This is a genomic window from Variovorax sp. J31P207 (genome assembly GCF_030316965.1).
In the GTDB taxonomy this organism is placed as follows: domain Bacteria; phylum Pseudomonadota; class Gammaproteobacteria; order Burkholderiales; family Burkholderiaceae_C; genus Variovorax; species Variovorax ginsengisoli_B.
Window position 1 is genome coordinate 161,000 of sequence record NZ_JASZYN010000006.1, and the last position, 14,311, is coordinate 175,310.

Sequence of the window (14,311 nt, forward strand, 5' to 3'; positions counted from 1 at the left end):
CCGACACCGGACATTTCGCCGTGTCGCATCTCCCAACTCCCGTCCCCGAGACCCCGCCGGCGGACCCGCAAGGCTGGCTCCACGGCGGCGCCCGGTCCGCTCGAAAGGACGCCGCCGCGGGCCGCCTGCTTCCCCGCGCGTTGATGGCGCCGGCCGTGGCGGTGCTGGTCCTCTGGATGCTGGCGCCGCTGTTGATGTCGATCTACTTCTCGTTCGTCAACTACAACCTCATGCAGCCCGGCGAGCGCACGTTCAACGGGATCGAGAACTTCCACTACTTCGTTACCGACCCGGACTTCTGGCCCGCCGTGTGGAACACGCTGGTGCTGATCGGCAGCGTGATCGTCATCACGGTGGTGCTGGGCGTGGGGCTGGCACTGCTGGTCAACGAGCCCTTCCCGGGCCGCGGCATCGTGCGCGTGCTGCTGATCTCGCCCTTCTTCGTGATGCCCACGGTGAACGCGCTGCTGTGGAAGCACATGATGATGAACCCGATCTATGGCGTGCTGGCCGACCTCTGGCGCGCCTTCGGGGCCGAGCCGGTCGACTGGCTCACCGACCTACCGCTGTTCTCCGTGATCATCATGGTCGCGTGGCAGTGGCTGCCCTTCGCCTGCCTGATCTTCATCACTTCGCTGCAATCGCTCGACCGCGAGCAGATGGAGGCCGCGCGCATGGACGGCGCGACTGCCGTCCAGCGCTTCGGCTACCTCACGCTGCCGCACCTCGGACGGCCGATGGCGGTGGTGATCATGATCGAGATGATCTTCCTGCTCTCCGTGTTCGCCGAGATCGCGATCACGACCGCCGGCGGCCCCGGCAACGAGAGCACGAACCTCACGTACATGATCTTCAAGCAGTCGCTGATGAACTTCGACGTCGGTGTCGCATCGGCGGGCGCGCTGTTCGCGGTGGTGCTGGCCAACATCGTGGCGGCCTTCCTGATCCGCATCATCGGCAAGAACCTCGACTGAAGGGATGCACGCCATGGACGAACGCCGACTCCCCCTGATCCTTCGCGCCGTCGGTGCGTGGATCGTCACCTTGCTGCTGTTCTTTCCGCTCGGCTGGCTGGTGCTGACCTCGTTCAAGACAGAGTTGCAGGCGATCCACGTGCCGCCGCTCTTCTTCTTCGAGCCCACGCTGGAGAACTTCACCGAGGTGCAGCGCCGCAGCGACTACCTGCTGTTCGCGCGGAACTCGCTGATCACGAGCATCGGCTCCACGATCATCGGCCTCGCGATCGCCGCGCCGGCCGCCTACTCGATGGCCTTCTTCCGCACCCGGCGCACGCGCGACATCCTGATGTGGATGCTCTCCACCAAGATGATGCCGGCGGTCGGCGCACTGGTGCCGATCTACGTGATCGCGCAGACCGCCGGCCTGCTCGACACGCGCACCGCGCTCACCGTGGTCTTCACGCTGTCGAACCTGCCGATCATGGTGTGGATGCTCTACACGAGCTACAAGGACATCCCGCCCGAGATCCTCGAAGCCGCGCGCATGGACGGCGCGAACCTGTGGACCGAATTCCGCCACGTGGTGCTGCCACTGTCGATCGGCGGGCTCGCCTCCACCGGCCTGCTGTGCCTGATCCTGAGCTGGAACGAGGCCTTCTGGGCGCTCAACCTCAGCTCCGCGAAGGCCGGCACGCTGGCGACCATGATCGCCTCGTACTCGAGCCCCGAAGGCCTCTTCTGGGCCAAGCTGTCGGCCGCCTCGGTGATGGCGATCGCACCCATCGTTGTGTTCGGCTGGTTCAGCCAGAAGCAACTGGTGCAGGGCCTCACCTTCGGTGCGGTCAAGTAACGAACTTCAGAGAGGACACCCACATGGCCTACCTCCAACTCGACAATATCCAGAAGAGCTTCGGCGACACGCACGTGATCAAGGGCGTGAACCTGGAGATCGACAAGGGCGAGTTCATCGTCTTCGTCGGCCCCTCGGGCTGCGGCAAGTCGACCTTGCTGCGGCTGATCGCGGGGCTCGAATCGATCACCAGCGGCCGGCTCCTGCTCGACGGCAAGGACATCACGCACACGCCCTCGGGCAAGCGCGACCTGGCGATGGTGTTCCAGAGCTATGCGCTCTATCCGCACATGAGCGTGTTCGACAACATGTCCTTCGCGCTCAAGCTCGCGGGGGTGTCGAAGGACGTGATCAAGAGCAAGGTGGACTACGCGGCGAAGACGCTCAACCTCACGCAGTATCTGGCCCGCACGCCGAAGGAACTGTCGGGCGGCCAGCGCCAGCGGGTGGCGATCGGCCGCGCGATCGTGCGGGCGCCGAAGGTGTTCTTGTTCGACGAACCGCTGTCCAACCTCGACGCCGCGCTGCGCGGCAACACCCGGGTCGAGATCCACAAGCTGCACCGCGCGCTCGGCGCCACCAGCATCTACGTGACGCACGACCAGGTCGAGGCGATGACCCTGGCCGACCGCGTCGTGGTGCTGCGCGACGGCCTGATCGAGCAGGTCGGCACGCCGATGGAACTCTACGACCGCCCGGCCAACCAGTTCGTCGCCCAGTTCATCGGCATGCCGTCGATGAACATGGTCGAGGCCAAGGCGATCCCCAGCTTCTCGGCCCAGACCGGCGGCCGACTGCCGGCCGACGGCTTTCTCGGCGTGCGCCCGGAGGCGCTGCGCGTGCACCAGGGGCAAGGCATCGGCGCACCGGCCCGCGTCGAGCTGATCGAAGCACTCGGCGCCGACACGCTGATCCACATCGATGTCGGCGGCGTGCCGCTGGTGGCGCGCCAGAACGAACGCACGGCCCTGCAGGCCGGCGACGCGGTGAGCGTCGAACTGGACCCCGCCGTGCTTCATTTCTTCAACCGCGAAGGCCGCACGGTCGCGGCCTGAACCCGCTCGCGCCATGAACTCCCCCGCCCCTGCCGACTTCGTGGTGCTCCACCTCGGGCTCGGCTCCTTCCACCGGGCCCACCAGGCGGTGTATCTGCAAGCGCTGATCGATGCCGGCGACACGCGCTGGTCGATCACCGGCGCCAACCTGCGGCCCGACATGGCCGAGGTCGAATCCGCCCTGCGCGCGCAAGGCGGCCGCTACACGCTGGAGACGGTGACGCCGGCCGGCGCCTACCGCTACCAGCGCATCGAGGCGATCCGCGAGGTGCTGCCCTACGACCCGACCCTGGCCGCGGTGATCGCCCGCGGCGCCGACGCCCGCACCCGGATCGTCTCGTTCACCGTGACCGAGGCCGGCTACTACCTCGACCCGCACGACCGGCTCGATGTCGCGGCGCCCGACCTGGCGCGCGACCTCGACCGGGCCCGCCAAGGGCTCGCCGGCAGCACCATCTACGGCGCCGTCTGCGCCATCCTGCGTGCGCGCCGCGCGGCCGATGGCGGGCCGGTGACGCTGCTGAACTGCGACAACCTGCGCCACAACGGCGATCGCTTCCAGCGCGGCTTGAGCGCGTTCATCGAGGCCGCCGGCGAGACCGAGCTGCTGGCCTGGGCGCACGCCCACACCAGCACGCCGAACGCGATGGTCGACCGGATCACGCCGCGCCCGCCGCCCGAGCTGCGCCAGCGGGTGCGCGCCGCCACCGGCTGGGACGACGCCGCGCCGGTCACCGGCGAGAGCTTCATCCAGTGGGTGATCGAGGACCGCTTCATCCACGGCCGGCCCGCGTGGGAAAAGGTCGGCGTGCAGCTGGTCGATTCGGTCTCGCCCTACGAGGAGGCGAAGATCCGGATCCTCAACGCCAGCCACAGCTGCATCGCCTGGGCCGGCACCCTGGCCGGGCTGAACTACATCCATGAAGGCACGCATGACGCGACGATCCGGCGCATGGCCTTCGACTACGTCACGGACGATGTCATCCCCTGCCTCGACCGCCCGGGGCAGCCGAGCCCGGTCGACCTGCCGGCCTATCGCGACGTGGTGCTCGAGCGCTTCGGCAATCCTGCGATCCGCGACACCAACCAGCGGGTGGCGATGGACGGCTTCTCGAAGATCCCGGGCTTCATCGCACCGACCGTGCGCGAGCGGCTGGCGCGCGGCGAGCCCATCGCCAGCGTCGCCCTGCTGCCGGCCCTGTTCCTGGCCTTCCTGCAGCGCTGGCACCAGGGCACGCTGCCCTACGCCTACCAGGACCAGGGCATGGACGAGGCGCTCGCCCATGCGATCTGCGCGGCCGCCGATCCGGTGGCGGCGCTGGGCGCCGACCGCGGCCTGTGGGGCGACGCCGCCGGCGACGCCCGGCTGGTCGACGCGCTGCGGGACGCCGACCTGCGGGTGCAGCGCTTCATCGCCGGAGCACGGCCATGACCGGCCGCCTGACGCAGCGCCATGTGCTGATCACCGGTGCCGGCGGCGGGATCGGGCTCGCGATCGCCGAGGCCTGCCTCGCCGAAGGCGCCCGCTGCACGCTCGCCGACCGCACCGAAACCCCGCCGGATGGCGTGGCGCAGTTGCGGCGCCGGCACCCCGACGCGGCCGCCTACGTGGCGGCGGACGTCAGCGACAGCGCATCGGTGGGCGGCATGCTCTACGCGGCGCGGGCGGCGCACGGCGACATCCACACCCTGGTCAACAACGCGGCACTGTTCGACATGGCACCGCTGCTCGAGAGCGACGCGGCCTCGTTCGACCGCCTGTTCGCGGTCAACGTCAAGGGCATGTTCTTCGTGATGCAGCGCGTACTGCAGCACATGGTGGATGCCGGCGTCGCGGGCGGCTCGGTCATCAACATGGCCTCGCAGGCCGGCCGCCGCGGCGAGGCGCTGGTGTCGCACTACTGCGCGACCAAGGCGGCGGTCATCAGCTACACGCAGAGCGCCGCGCTGGCGATGGCGCCGCACGGCATCCGGGTCAACGCCATCGCGCCGGGCGTGGTGGACACGCCGATGTGGAACCAGGTCGACGCCCTGTTCGCCAAGCACGAGGGCCTGCGCCCGGGCGAGAAGAAGCAGCGGGTCGGGCGCGAGGTTCCGCTCGGCCGGATGGGAACGCCGGCCGACATCGCCGGCGTGGCGGTGTTCCTGGCCAGCGACGAGGCGCGCTACATCACGGCGCAGACGCTCAATGTCGACGGTGGTAACGTCATGAGCTGAAGGTTCAGGGGAAAGGACCACGCCATGACATCGCCGCGCCAACGCCATCTGCCCCGCGATCGCAAGCCCGAACTCGAGCGCGACATCACGCGTTCGCCTTCGCTGGGCTACGAGGCGCCCGAGGACGCCGGCCTGGTGCGCTGCCTGGCCCACGGATTCCCGAGCCCGCTGGTGCGCTGGCACTTCCACGAAGAGTACGAACTGCACCTGATCACCGAGACCTCGGGCCGGGCCTTCGTCGGCGACTGGATCGGGCCCTTCCACCCCGGCCACCTGGTGCTGTGCGGGCCGCGCCTGCCGCACAACTGGATCTCGCTGGACGTTCCCGAGGGCGGCGCCACCGGCCGCGACCGCGTGATCCAGTTCCGCCACGATCCGATCGAGCGCGCGGCGGCCGAGATCCCCGAGCTGCGCGAAGCACTGCAGCTGCTCGGGCGGGCCCGCCACGGCATCGAGTTCTTCGGCTTCGAGGAGCGCGCGCTGGCGCACTGGGACGCGATCAAGGCCGCCCGCGGCCTGCACCGGCTGGCGCTGTTCCTGGACTACCTGTGCGAACTGGCGCGCTGCAGCGATTACCGGCTGCTGTCGAACGTGCAGATGCAGGGTGTCGAAGGCGACACCGAGGTCGACCAGGTCAACGCCATCGTCAACCGCATCACCTCGAACCTGGCGGAGCCGGTGGCAATGGCGGACATCGCGGGCGAGCTCGGCATGAGCGAAAGCCGCTTCAGCCGCTTCTTCAAGCGCTCGACCGGCAACAGCTTCACCGATTTCGTCAACCGGGTGCGCATCAACAGCGCCTGCCACCTGCTGATGCAGACCGACCACTACGTAACCGACATCTGCTACCAGGTCGGCTTCAACAACGTCGCCAACTTCAACCGCCGCTTCCTCGAGATCAAGGGCATGACGCCGACCGAATTCCGCCGGCAGAGCGACAGCCGCTTCGGCAGCCTGGCCTCATGAGCCCCCACGCTCCTCACTTCGTGTGTCGCTGCCCCCCGAGGGGGCCGCAGGCCGCCTTGGGGCGGCCCGGCGCCGGCCTGAGCCCCCACGCTCCTCACTTCGTGTGTCGCTGCCCCCCGAGGGGGCCGCAGGCCGCCTTGGGGCGGCCCGGCGCCGGCCTGAGCCCCCACGCTCCTCACTTCGTGTGTCGCTGCCCCCCGAGGGGGCCGCAGGCCGCCTTGGGGCGGCCCGGCGCCGGCCTGTGAGCAACATTCCATGTATCTCGGATTGGATCTCGGCACCACGGAGCTGAAGGCGCTGCTGCTGGACCGCGAGCACCGGATCGTCGCCCTGGCGCGCGCGCCGCTGACGGTCAGCCGGCCGGCGCCGCTGTGGTCCGAGCAGGACCCCGCGCAGTGGTGGACCGCGCTCGAGGCCGCGATGGCTTCGCTGCGCGCGACCGATGCCGGCGCGCTGGCCGCGGTGCGCGCCATCGGCCTGTCCGGCCAGATGCACGGCGCGGTCGCGCTCGATGCCGACGACCGGGTGCTGCGCCCGGCCATCCTCTGGAACGATGGCCGCAGCGCCGCCGAGTGCGACGAGCTGGCTGCCCGGGTCCCTCGCCTCGCCGCCATCGCCGGCAACCTCGCCATGCCGGGCTTCACCGCGCCCAAGCTGCTCTGGATGCGCGCCCACGAACCGGACCTGCTCGCCCGCACCGCCTGCGTGCTGCTGCCGAAGGACTGGCTACGCTTCATGCTGAGCGGCACGCGGGCCAGCGACATGTCGGACGCCTCGGGCACGCTGTGGCTCGACGTCGGTGCGCGCGACTGGTCCGACGGCCTGCTGGCCACTTGCGGGCTCACGCGCCGGCAGATGCCCGAACTGGTCGAGGGCAGCACGGTGGCGGGCCATCTCGCGGCCGGACCGGCGGCGCGCTGGGGCTTGCCGGCCGGCATCCCGATCGCCGGCGGCGCCGGCGACAACGCGGCCAGCGCCGTCGGCATGGGCCTGGTCGGCGCCGGCCAGGGCTTCGTCTCCCTCGGCACCTCGGGCGTCATCTTCGTCAGCGGCGAGCGCTTCGCGCCCGACCCGGCCCGCGCCGTGCATGCGTTCTGCCATGCGCTGCCCGGTCGCTGGCACCAGATGTCGGTGATGCTGTCGGCCACCAGCGCGGTGGATTGGGCGGCGCGCTGCTTCGGGCTCGGCGACGCGCCCGCGCTGCTCGCCGCCGCCGCCACCCTCGACGCCGATGGCCGCCACGGCGCGCCGCTGTTCCTGCCCTACCTGTCGGGCGAGCGTTCGCCGCACAACGACCCCGGGGCCCAGGGCGTGCTGTTCGGACTGACGCACGCACACGGGCCGGCGCAGATCGCCTATGCGGTGGTCGAGGGCGTGAGCTTCGGGCTGCGCGACGGACTGGACACGCTCGCCCGGCCCGTCGGCGACCTGGTGCTGGTCGGCGGCGGCGCCCGCAGCGCCTGGTGGGCCCAGCTGCTGGCCGACGTGCTGGATGTGCCGCTGGCGCTCTGCGAGGGCAGCGAAGCCGGTGGCGCCCTGGGCGCTGCACGGCTCGCATGGCTGGCCGATGGCGGCTCCGAAGCGGAGGTCTGCCGGCGGCCCGAGACGCGCCGGCGCTTCGAACCGTCCCGCCCGCCGCAGGACGCGCTGACCGCGCGGCACGGCCGCTTTCAGGCGCTCTATGCGGCGCTGCGCCCGTCGTTTCGCAACCGCGCCGCGTAGCAGCTCACGACCCGCCGATGGGCCCGAACGAGGTCCGCAGCCCCGCATAGTCCGTCGGCCCGCTGCTTTCCGGCGGATGGCCGGTGGCCGACAGCCAGGCCGCGATGCTCGGCAGCCGGCGGTCGAAATAAAGCTGCAGCTGCGGCCAGCTGCCGGCGGCGGTATGGGCCTCGGTGATTTCCAGCGCCTCGACGGCGATGCTGCGCAGGCTGCTCACCATCGCCAGCGAGCGTCCGTCCAGCAGTTGCAAGGTGACCTCCCGCCCCTGGGCCAGGATCTCCTCGAGGACGCGCCGGTGCACCGTGTAGTCGGCCCAGCTGCGCTTCACGCAGGCATCGTTGAGCTCGCGGAAAACCCAGTGCATGTTGTTGGCGAACATGACCGCCACCTGGGCGGCCTGCCGAAGGCCCTGCCGCGAGCCCTCCAGCTGCAGCCGCGCCGCCCAGGCGATCGCCAGCAGCACGCCCACGGTCTGCACCCAGGCTGCCCATTCGGCCGAGGTCGACGGCCGGTAGAACCACGCCACGACCGCCAGTCCCGCGCTGCCGGCGGCCAACGCCGCACCAAGTTTCTGCATGGTCGCTCCCGATCTGGGGGCCGCTGCGCTCAAGAGCGCGGCCCCGCCTTGCCGAACATCTTCCGGACCGCCGCCACGCCGGCCACCAGGGCATTGGCGTAGGTCGAGTGCGGGTCCATCGCCGCCTCGATGGGCAGATAGGGAAGCGCTTCATCCATCACGTAGTCGCTGGCTTCGAGCAATACCCAATAGAACTCGCCCTCTTCGAGTTCTTGCACGGTCAGCGCGATATTCCGCAATTGGGGCATGGAGTTGGGAGGGCTTGGGGATCAGACGAATCGATCCTATGCAGCGCCATCGACAACGCCTAGTCACAATTTCACGAATCGTTGCAAATGTGACTATTAGTAATTAAAAACGCAAGCACTCTGTGCGCCAAATGCGTATTTGTATGCGGATTGCAACTTGAGCCAGGGGGCTTCGCCTACACCCATCCCTGCGCAGGCGGCCTAAGCTGAAGCGTCCAACCCGCAAGGAGGAGACATGAAGCACTTCACCCTGGACCCCCACATGACCGCGTCCGTGGGCGGCGCCTTTTACCCCACCGGTCATACCTTCGTAATGTTTCCGGATGCAACGGATGCCAGCGTCGTGGGCCACCGGCTGCTCGAGAACGGCTTCAGCGGCGACGAGATCTACCTGATTCCGCCCCACGTGGTGCTGGAGCAGATCACGCCCACCGTCCGCGAAGGCGACAGTCCGCTGCCCTCGGCCGGCACCGACGCCGCCACGGTCCGCGCCTACACCAAGCTGGCGCGCGAAGGGCACACGGCGCTCTTGGTCAAGACCCGCGACGAGGCCGCCGCGAACCGCTTGATGGAGCATGTGCGCATGGTGACGTTCTCGATCGCCCAGCGCTACCGGATGCTGGTGATCGAGGATCTCTGAAAGCGCCGCCGCCAGGTCAGGTGCCGGCTGCGCGCAGCAGCACGGTGCGGGCCATCGCCTGCGCCAGTTCCTGCTCGCCCAGGCAGACCGTGACCGCGTCCTGCTGGGTCAGGAGGCGCGCCTCGTCCTCGTTGTGGCTTCGGATGACGGTCTCGATCGTCGGATTCAGGGTCCGCGCCGACTCGATCATCTGACGCACGTTGATCGCATCCGCGGTGGCGATCACCAGCACCCGGGCGCGCGCGATGTGGGCCTGGATCAGCACCGCGGGATCGGCTGCATCGCCCCACACCGCCGCCATGCCCTCGCCGCGCAGCTGCTCCACGATGGCGCGGTTCTGCTCGGCCACCACGAACGGAATGTCGTGCGCCGCCAGCGCGGCCGCGATGCGCCGGCCGACGCGGCCGTAGCCCACCAGCACCACCTGGCGCGAGAGGTACCTGGCCTCGGTGTGCATCGGCAGCTCGGCCAGCGGATCGTCGCGCGACGCCAGCCCGCGCGCGAAGGACGAGTGCGCGTGCAGCCACTGCTGCACCGGCCCGATCAGGCTGAACCAGAGCGGATTGCTGGCGATCGAGATCAGCGCCCCGGCCAGCAGCAGGCTCTGCCCCTCGGGCGGCAGCAGCCCGAGCGAGCCGCCGAGCGCCGCCAGGATGAAGGAGAACTCGCCGATCTGGGCCAGGCTGGCGCTGACCGTGAGCGCGGTGCCGAGCGGATAGCGCAGCAGCAGCACCAGGGCACAGGCCGCGACCGACTTGCCGACCACGATCACCAGCACCACCGCCAGCACCTGCAACGGCCGCTCGATCAGCACCGCCGGGTCGAACAGCATGCCGACCGAAACGAAGAACAGCACCGCGAAAGCATCGCGCAGCGGCAGCGACTCCTGGGCGGCGCGGTGGCTGAACTCGGACTCGCGCATCACCACGCCGGCGAAGAAGGCGCCCAGGGCGAACGAGACGCCGAACAGCGCCGCCGAGGCGAAGGCGATGCTGACCGCGGCCGCCACCACGCAGAGCGTGAACAGCTCGCGCGAATTGGTGCGCGCCACCTGCCACAGGATCCAGGGGAACACCCGCCGGCCGACCACCAGCATCAGCAGCACGAAGCCGCCGACCTGCAGCAGGGTGAGGCCCAGCGTCTGCCAGACCGGCGGGCCGGTGTCGACCGGCGCGGCACCGCCCAGCGCGCCCGCGAGCGGCGGCAGCAGGACCAGCACCAGCACCATCGCCAGGTCTTCCACCACCAGCCAGCCGACCGCGATCCGGCCGGTGAAGGTCTCCAGGATGCCCAGGCTCTCGAGCGCGCGCAGCAGCACCACCGTGCTGGCCACCGAGAGCGCCAGCCCGAACACCAGCGCCCCGCCCGGACTCCAGCCCCACCAGCTGGCGAGCCCGGCACCGAACAGCGTCGCCACCGCCATCTGCACCAGCGCGCCCGGCAGCGCGACCTTGCGCACCGCGAGCAGGTCGTCGAGCGAGAAATGAAGACCGACGCCGAACATCAGCAGCATCACGCCGATCTCTGCGAGCTGGGCGGCAATGCCGGCGTCGGCCACGAAGCCCGGCGTGAACGGCCCGATGATCACGCCCGCCAGCAGGTAGCCGACCAGCGCCGGCAGCCGCAGCCGCGTCGCCAGGAAGCCGAGCACCAGCGCCAGGCCGAGGCCGGCGGCAATGGTGTTGATCAGTGAAACGCTGTGGGGCATCGGCTTGCATTCTGCAAGAACGAGGCCGCCGCCGAACTCAGGTGGCCATCTTTTCCGTACGGGCGTTGATCAGTTCCTCGGGCTCCTGGGCTTCGACCCAGGTCTCGTTGTCGAGCCCGGCCTTCAGCCGCTCCATGTCGAGCTCGTCGGTCCACTTGGCGACCACCAGGGTGGCGACGCCGTTGCCGATCAGGTTGGTGAGCGCACGGGCCTCGGACATGAAGCGGTCGATGCCGAGGATCAGCGCCAGGCCGGCCACCGGCACGTGGCCCACCGCCGACAGCGTCGCCGCCAGCACGATGAAGCCGCTGCCCGTCACGCCGGCCGCGCCCTTCGAGGTCAGCAGCAGCACGCCGAGCAGCGTGATCTGCTGCATCAGCGTCATCGGCGTGTTGGTGGCCTGGGCGATGAAAACTGCCGCCATCGTCAAATAGATCGAGGTGCCGTCGAGGTTGAACGAGTAGCCGGTCGGGATCACCAGGCCGACCACCGTCTTCTTGGCGCCGAGGTTCTCCATCTTCTCCATCATCCGCGGCAGCACCGACTCGGACGACGAGGTGCCCAGCACGATCAGCAGTTCTTCCTTGATGTACTTGATGAACTTCCAGATGCTGAATCCGTGCAGCCGGGCGATCGTGCCGAGCACCACGAAGATGAACAGCAGGCAGGTCAGGTAGAAGGTGCCCATCAGCTTGCCGAGGGAGAACAGCGAGCCGATGCCGTACTTGCCGATCGTGAAGGCCATGGCGCCGAAGGCACCGATGGGCGCCAGCTTCATGATGTAGTTGACGATCACGAAGAGCACGTGCGAGCCCTTCTCGATGATGTCGAAGATCAGCGTGCCGCGGCCGCCGAAGCGGTGCAGCGCGAAGCCGAACAGCACCGCGATCAGCAGCACCTGCAGGATCTCGCCCTTGGCGAAGGCATCGACCAGCGTGTTGGGAATGACGTGCAGCAGGAAGTCGACCGTGCCCTCCATCTTGCCCGGCCCGGTGTAGGCGGCCAGCGCCCGCGTGTCGAGCGACGCCGGGTCGATGTTCATGCCGGCGCCCGGCCTGAACACGTTGACCAGCACCAGCCCGACCACCAGCGCGATGCTGCTGACGATCTCGAAATAGAGCAGTGCCAGCCCGCCGGTCTTGCCGACCTTCTTCATGTCCTCCATGCCCGCGATGCCGACCACCACCGTGCAGAAGATGATCGGCGCGATCATCATCTTGATCAGCTTGATGAAGCCGTCGCCGAGCGGCTTCATGGTCTCGCCGACCGAGGGATAGAAGTGCCCGAGCAGCACGCCGATGATCACGGCCGTGATCACCTGGACGTAGAGCGACCGGTAGAGGGGCAGCTTCGCCGCCGGAGCGGCCGGCATTGCGGTGGGGGTCATGCGGGATCTCCTGATGTGATGTGTTGTGAGCGGAGGCGCAAATGAAAAAACCCGCCGTGGCGGGTTTCTTCGTGGGTCGTTCCGTGGCGGCGCCTCAGTGCATGTGGAGCCCACCATTGACCGAGAAGTCGGCCCCGGTGGAATAACCGCCTTCGTCGGTCGCCAGCCACGCGATGATGGAGGCGATCTCGCTCGGCTCGCCCAGGCGCTTGACGGGAATGGTGCCGACGATCTTGTCGAGCACTTCCTGGCGGATCGCCTTCACCATGTCGGTGCCGATGTAGCCCGGGCTGACGGTGTTGACGGTCACGCCCTTGGCGGCGAGCTCCTGTGCCAGCGCCATCGTGAAGCCGTGCATGCCGGCCTTGGCGGCCGAATAGTTGGTCTGCCCGGCCTGGCCTTTGGCGCCGTTGACCGAGCTGATGTTGATGATCCGGCCCCAGCCCTTTTCGACCATGTCGCCGACCACCTGCTTGGTGACGTTGAACATGCTGTTGAGGTTGGTCTCGATCACCGAGCTCCAGTCTTCCGGTGTCATCTTGAGGAACATCCGGTCGCGCGTGATGCCCGCGTTGTTGACCAGGACGTCGATGGTGCCGTGCTCGGCCTTGGCCTTGGTGAAGGCCTCGACGGTGGACTGCCAATCTCCGACGTTGCCGACCGAGGCATGGAACTCGTAGCCCTCGGCCTTCTGCTCCGCCAGCCATTTGGCGTGATCGCGGGTGGGGCCGCAGCCGGCGATGACGGTGAAACCGTCCTTGGCCAGGCGCTGGCAAATGGCCGTTCCGATGCCCCCCATGCCCCCGGTGACGTATGCGACTTTTTTGCTCATGAAGTTTCCTTGGTATTTGCGAGCCTGAACAGGCGTTGACCACTTTATCGAAGTTTTTGGAGCCGGCCCGATGAGGAAAACACTGACCCCTCAATGCAACCGGGTGTCACAAGCCGTCCATATACTGAGTCGATGTCCTCCATCGAGCTGATCGACATCGCCAAATCATGGGGCGACGCCACCGCCCTGCAGTCGGTCAACCTGCAGATCGAACCCGGCTCCTTCTGCGTCCTGCTCGGCCCGTCCGGCTGCGGCAAGTCGACCACGCTGCGGATCCTGGCCGGGCTGGAAACCGCCACCGAAGGCCGGGTGGTCATCGATGGCCGCGACGTCACCGCCCTGCCGCCGGCCCAGCGCGGCATCGCGATGGTGTTCCAGAACTACGCCCTCTTCCCGCACCTGAGCGTGGCCGACAACATCGCATTCGGCCTGTCGGTGCGAAAGACGCCAGCCGCCGAAAGCGCGCGCCGGCTGGCCGAGGTCGCCGCCCTGCTCGGCCTGGACGCCCTGCTCGATCGCAAGCCCTCCCAGCTCTCGGGCGGCCAGCAGCAGCGGGTGGCGCTGGGCCGGGCGCTGGTGGCGCAGGCCAAGGTCTGTCTCATGGATGAACCGCTGTCCAACCTGGACGCCCAATTGCGCCAGGACATGCGGCGCGAGCTGCGCGAACTGCAGCGCCAGCTGGGGCTGACGGTGGTCTACGTCACCCACGACCAGACCGAGGCCATGAGCATGGCCGACCAGGTGGTGCTGCTGAACCGCGGCCGGGTCGAGCAGGCCGGCCTGCCGCGCACGCTCTACGCCCGCCCCGCCACCACCTTCGCGGCCCGCTTCATCGGCACCCCGGCCATGAACCTGGTGGCGCTGGAAGGCGGCCGCATCGCCGGCAGCGAGGTCGCCACCGGCCATGACGCCGCGATGCTGGGTGTCCGGCCCGAAGCCATCGCGCTCGCACCGGGCGGCGTCCCCGCCACGGTCCGGGGCCTCGAATACCTGGGCGCCGACCTGGTGCTGCACTGCGCGATCGGCAGCCAGGTGCTGCTGGTGCGCACGGCCGGCGGCTGCGAGGCCGCGCCGGGCGACCAGGTCGGCTTGTACTGGGCGCCCGAAGACAGCCACGGCTTCGATGCCGCCGGCCACCGCATCGACTGAA

The 14,311-nt window shown here is 68.9% G+C and carries 14 protein-coding genes; 9 read left to right on the forward strand and 5 right to left on the reverse strand.

The annotated features are described in order from the left end of the window. Positions 1-20 precede the first annotated feature (20 nt). The 7 genes from QTI68_RS21320 (at position 21) to xylB (ending at position 7,769) form a co-directional block, all read left to right on the forward strand. Positions 21-974 (forward strand): carbohydrate ABC transporter permease, encoded by a 954-nt coding sequence (locus tag QTI68_RS21320; protein ID WP_503011719.1) that lies wholly within the window; start codon positions 21-23, stop codon positions 972-974. 13 nt (positions 975-987) lie between these two features. Next, complete coding sequence (locus tag QTI68_RS21325) at positions 988-1,809, forward strand: carbohydrate ABC transporter permease (RefSeq protein ID WP_286524226.1); 822 nt, start codon at positions 988-990, stop codon at positions 1,807-1,809. Between the two features lie 23 nt (positions 1,810-1,832). Continuing rightward, positions 1,833-2,864, forward strand: a complete 1,032-nt coding sequence (locus tag QTI68_RS21330; RefSeq protein WP_286524229.1) for an ABC transporter ATP-binding protein — start codon at positions 1,833-1,835, stop codon at positions 2,862-2,864. 13 nt (positions 2,865-2,877) lie between these two features. Continuing rightward, positions 2,878-4,296, forward strand: a complete 1,419-nt coding sequence (dalD, locus tag QTI68_RS21335) for a D-arabinitol 4-dehydrogenase (RefSeq protein WP_286524231.1) — start codon at positions 2,878-2,880, stop codon at positions 4,294-4,296. Beyond that, positions 4,293-5,081, forward strand: a complete 789-nt coding sequence (locus tag QTI68_RS21340) for an L-iditol 2-dehydrogenase (RefSeq protein ID WP_286524233.1) — start codon at positions 4,293-4,295, stop codon at positions 5,079-5,081. The genes dalD and QTI68_RS21340 overlap by 4 nt, the downstream gene beginning before the upstream one ends. 24 nt (positions 5,082-5,105) lie before the next feature. Continuing rightward, on the forward strand, positions 5,106-6,047 hold the full coding sequence (locus QTI68_RS21345; RefSeq protein ID WP_286524235.1) for an AraC family transcriptional regulator: 942 nt from the start codon (positions 5,106-5,108) through the stop codon (positions 6,045-6,047). Between the two features lie 255 nt (positions 6,048-6,302). Next, complete coding sequence (gene xylB, locus QTI68_RS21350) at positions 6,303-7,769, forward strand: xylulokinase (protein ID WP_286524236.1); 1,467 nt, start codon at positions 6,303-6,305, stop codon at positions 7,767-7,769. A 4-nt stretch (positions 7,770-7,773) separates the two neighbouring features. Here the strand turns inward: xylB and QTI68_RS21355 are convergent, their stop codons facing one another. Continuing rightward, the gene (locus QTI68_RS21355; RefSeq protein ID WP_286524238.1) at positions 7,774-8,346 is read right to left on the reverse strand and encodes a hypothetical protein; all 573 of its coding nucleotides are present in this window, start codon (positions 8,344-8,346) and stop codon (positions 7,774-7,776) included. A gap of 29 nt (positions 8,347-8,375) precedes the next feature. Then, positions 8,376-8,564, reverse strand: a complete 189-nt coding sequence (locus QTI68_RS21360) for a hypothetical protein (protein ID WP_286524239.1) — start codon at positions 8,562-8,564, stop codon at positions 8,376-8,378. Positions 8,565-8,829: 265 nt separating this feature from the next. On the opposite strand from QTI68_RS21360, the gene QTI68_RS21365 reads away from it, so the two are divergent. Continuing rightward, entirely contained in the window at positions 8,830-9,234 is a 405-nt protein-coding gene (locus QTI68_RS21365; protein ID WP_286524242.1) for a hypothetical protein, read from the forward strand. Between the two features lie 16 nt (positions 9,235-9,250). Here QTI68_RS21365 and QTI68_RS21370 read toward each other — a convergent pair whose 3' ends face one another. The 3 genes from QTI68_RS21370 to phbB form a co-directional block, all read right to left on the reverse strand. After that, positions 9,251-10,942: a cation:proton antiporter domain-containing protein gene (locus QTI68_RS21370; protein ID WP_286524243.1), complete on the reverse strand. Its 1,692-nt coding sequence runs from the start codon at positions 10,940-10,942 to the stop codon at positions 9,251-9,253. Between the two features lie 37 nt (positions 10,943-10,979). After that, positions 10,980-12,329, reverse strand: a complete 1,350-nt coding sequence (locus QTI68_RS21375) for a dicarboxylate/amino acid:cation symporter (RefSeq protein WP_286524245.1) — start codon at positions 12,327-12,329, stop codon at positions 10,980-10,982. A 94-nt stretch (positions 12,330-12,423) separates the two neighbouring features. Beyond that, positions 12,424-13,161 (reverse strand): acetoacetyl-CoA reductase, encoded by a 738-nt coding sequence (gene phbB, locus QTI68_RS21380; protein ID WP_286524247.1) that lies wholly within the window; start codon positions 13,159-13,161, stop codon positions 12,424-12,426. A gap of 132 nt (positions 13,162-13,293) precedes the next feature. Here phbB and QTI68_RS21385 point away from each other — a divergent pair, with 132 nt between their 5' ends. Next, positions 13,294-14,310, forward strand: coding sequence for an ABC transporter ATP-binding protein (locus tag QTI68_RS21385; RefSeq protein ID WP_286524250.1), 1,017 nt, complete (start codon positions 13,294-13,296; stop codon positions 14,308-14,310). Position 14,311: the final 1 nt, after the last annotated feature.

Coding starts and splice junctions, on each gene's coding strand:
- phbB (WP_286524247.1), bottom strand. CDS start 13,161: ATGAGCAAAAAAGTCGCATACGTCACCGGGGGCATGGGGGGCATCGGA.
- dalD (WP_286524231.1), top strand. CDS start 2,878: ATGAACTCCCCCGCCCCTGCCGACTTCGTGGTGCTCCACCTCGGGCTC.
- QTI68_RS21375 (WP_286524245.1), bottom strand. CDS start 12,329: ATGACCCCCACCGCAATGCCGGCCGCTCCGGCGGCGAAGCTGCCCCTC.
- QTI68_RS21330 (WP_286524229.1), top strand. CDS start 1,833: ATGGCCTACCTCCAACTCGACAATATCCAGAAGAGCTTCGGCGACACG.
- QTI68_RS21365 (WP_286524242.1), top strand. CDS start 8,830: ATGAAGCACTTCACCCTGGACCCCCACATGACCGCGTCCGTGGGCGGC.
- QTI68_RS21355 (WP_286524238.1), bottom strand. CDS start 8,346: ATGCAGAAACTTGGTGCGGCGTTGGCCGCCGGCAGCGCGGGACTGGCG.
- QTI68_RS21385 (WP_286524250.1), top strand. CDS start 13,294: ATGTCCTCCATCGAGCTGATCGACATCGCCAAATCATGGGGCGACGCC.
- QTI68_RS21340 (WP_286524233.1), top strand. CDS start 4,293: ATGACCGGCCGCCTGACGCAGCGCCATGTGCTGATCACCGGTGCCGGC.
- QTI68_RS21370 (WP_286524243.1), bottom strand. CDS start 10,942: ATGCCCCACAGCGTTTCACTGATCAACACCATTGCCGCCGGCCTCGGC.
- QTI68_RS21345 (WP_286524235.1), top strand. CDS start 5,106: ATGACATCGCCGCGCCAACGCCATCTGCCCCGCGATCGCAAGCCCGAA.
- QTI68_RS21325 (WP_286524226.1), top strand. CDS start 988: ATGGACGAACGCCGACTCCCCCTGATCCTTCGCGCCGTCGGTGCGTGG.
- xylB (WP_286524236.1), top strand. CDS start 6,303: ATGTATCTCGGATTGGATCTCGGCACCACGGAGCTGAAGGCGCTGCTG.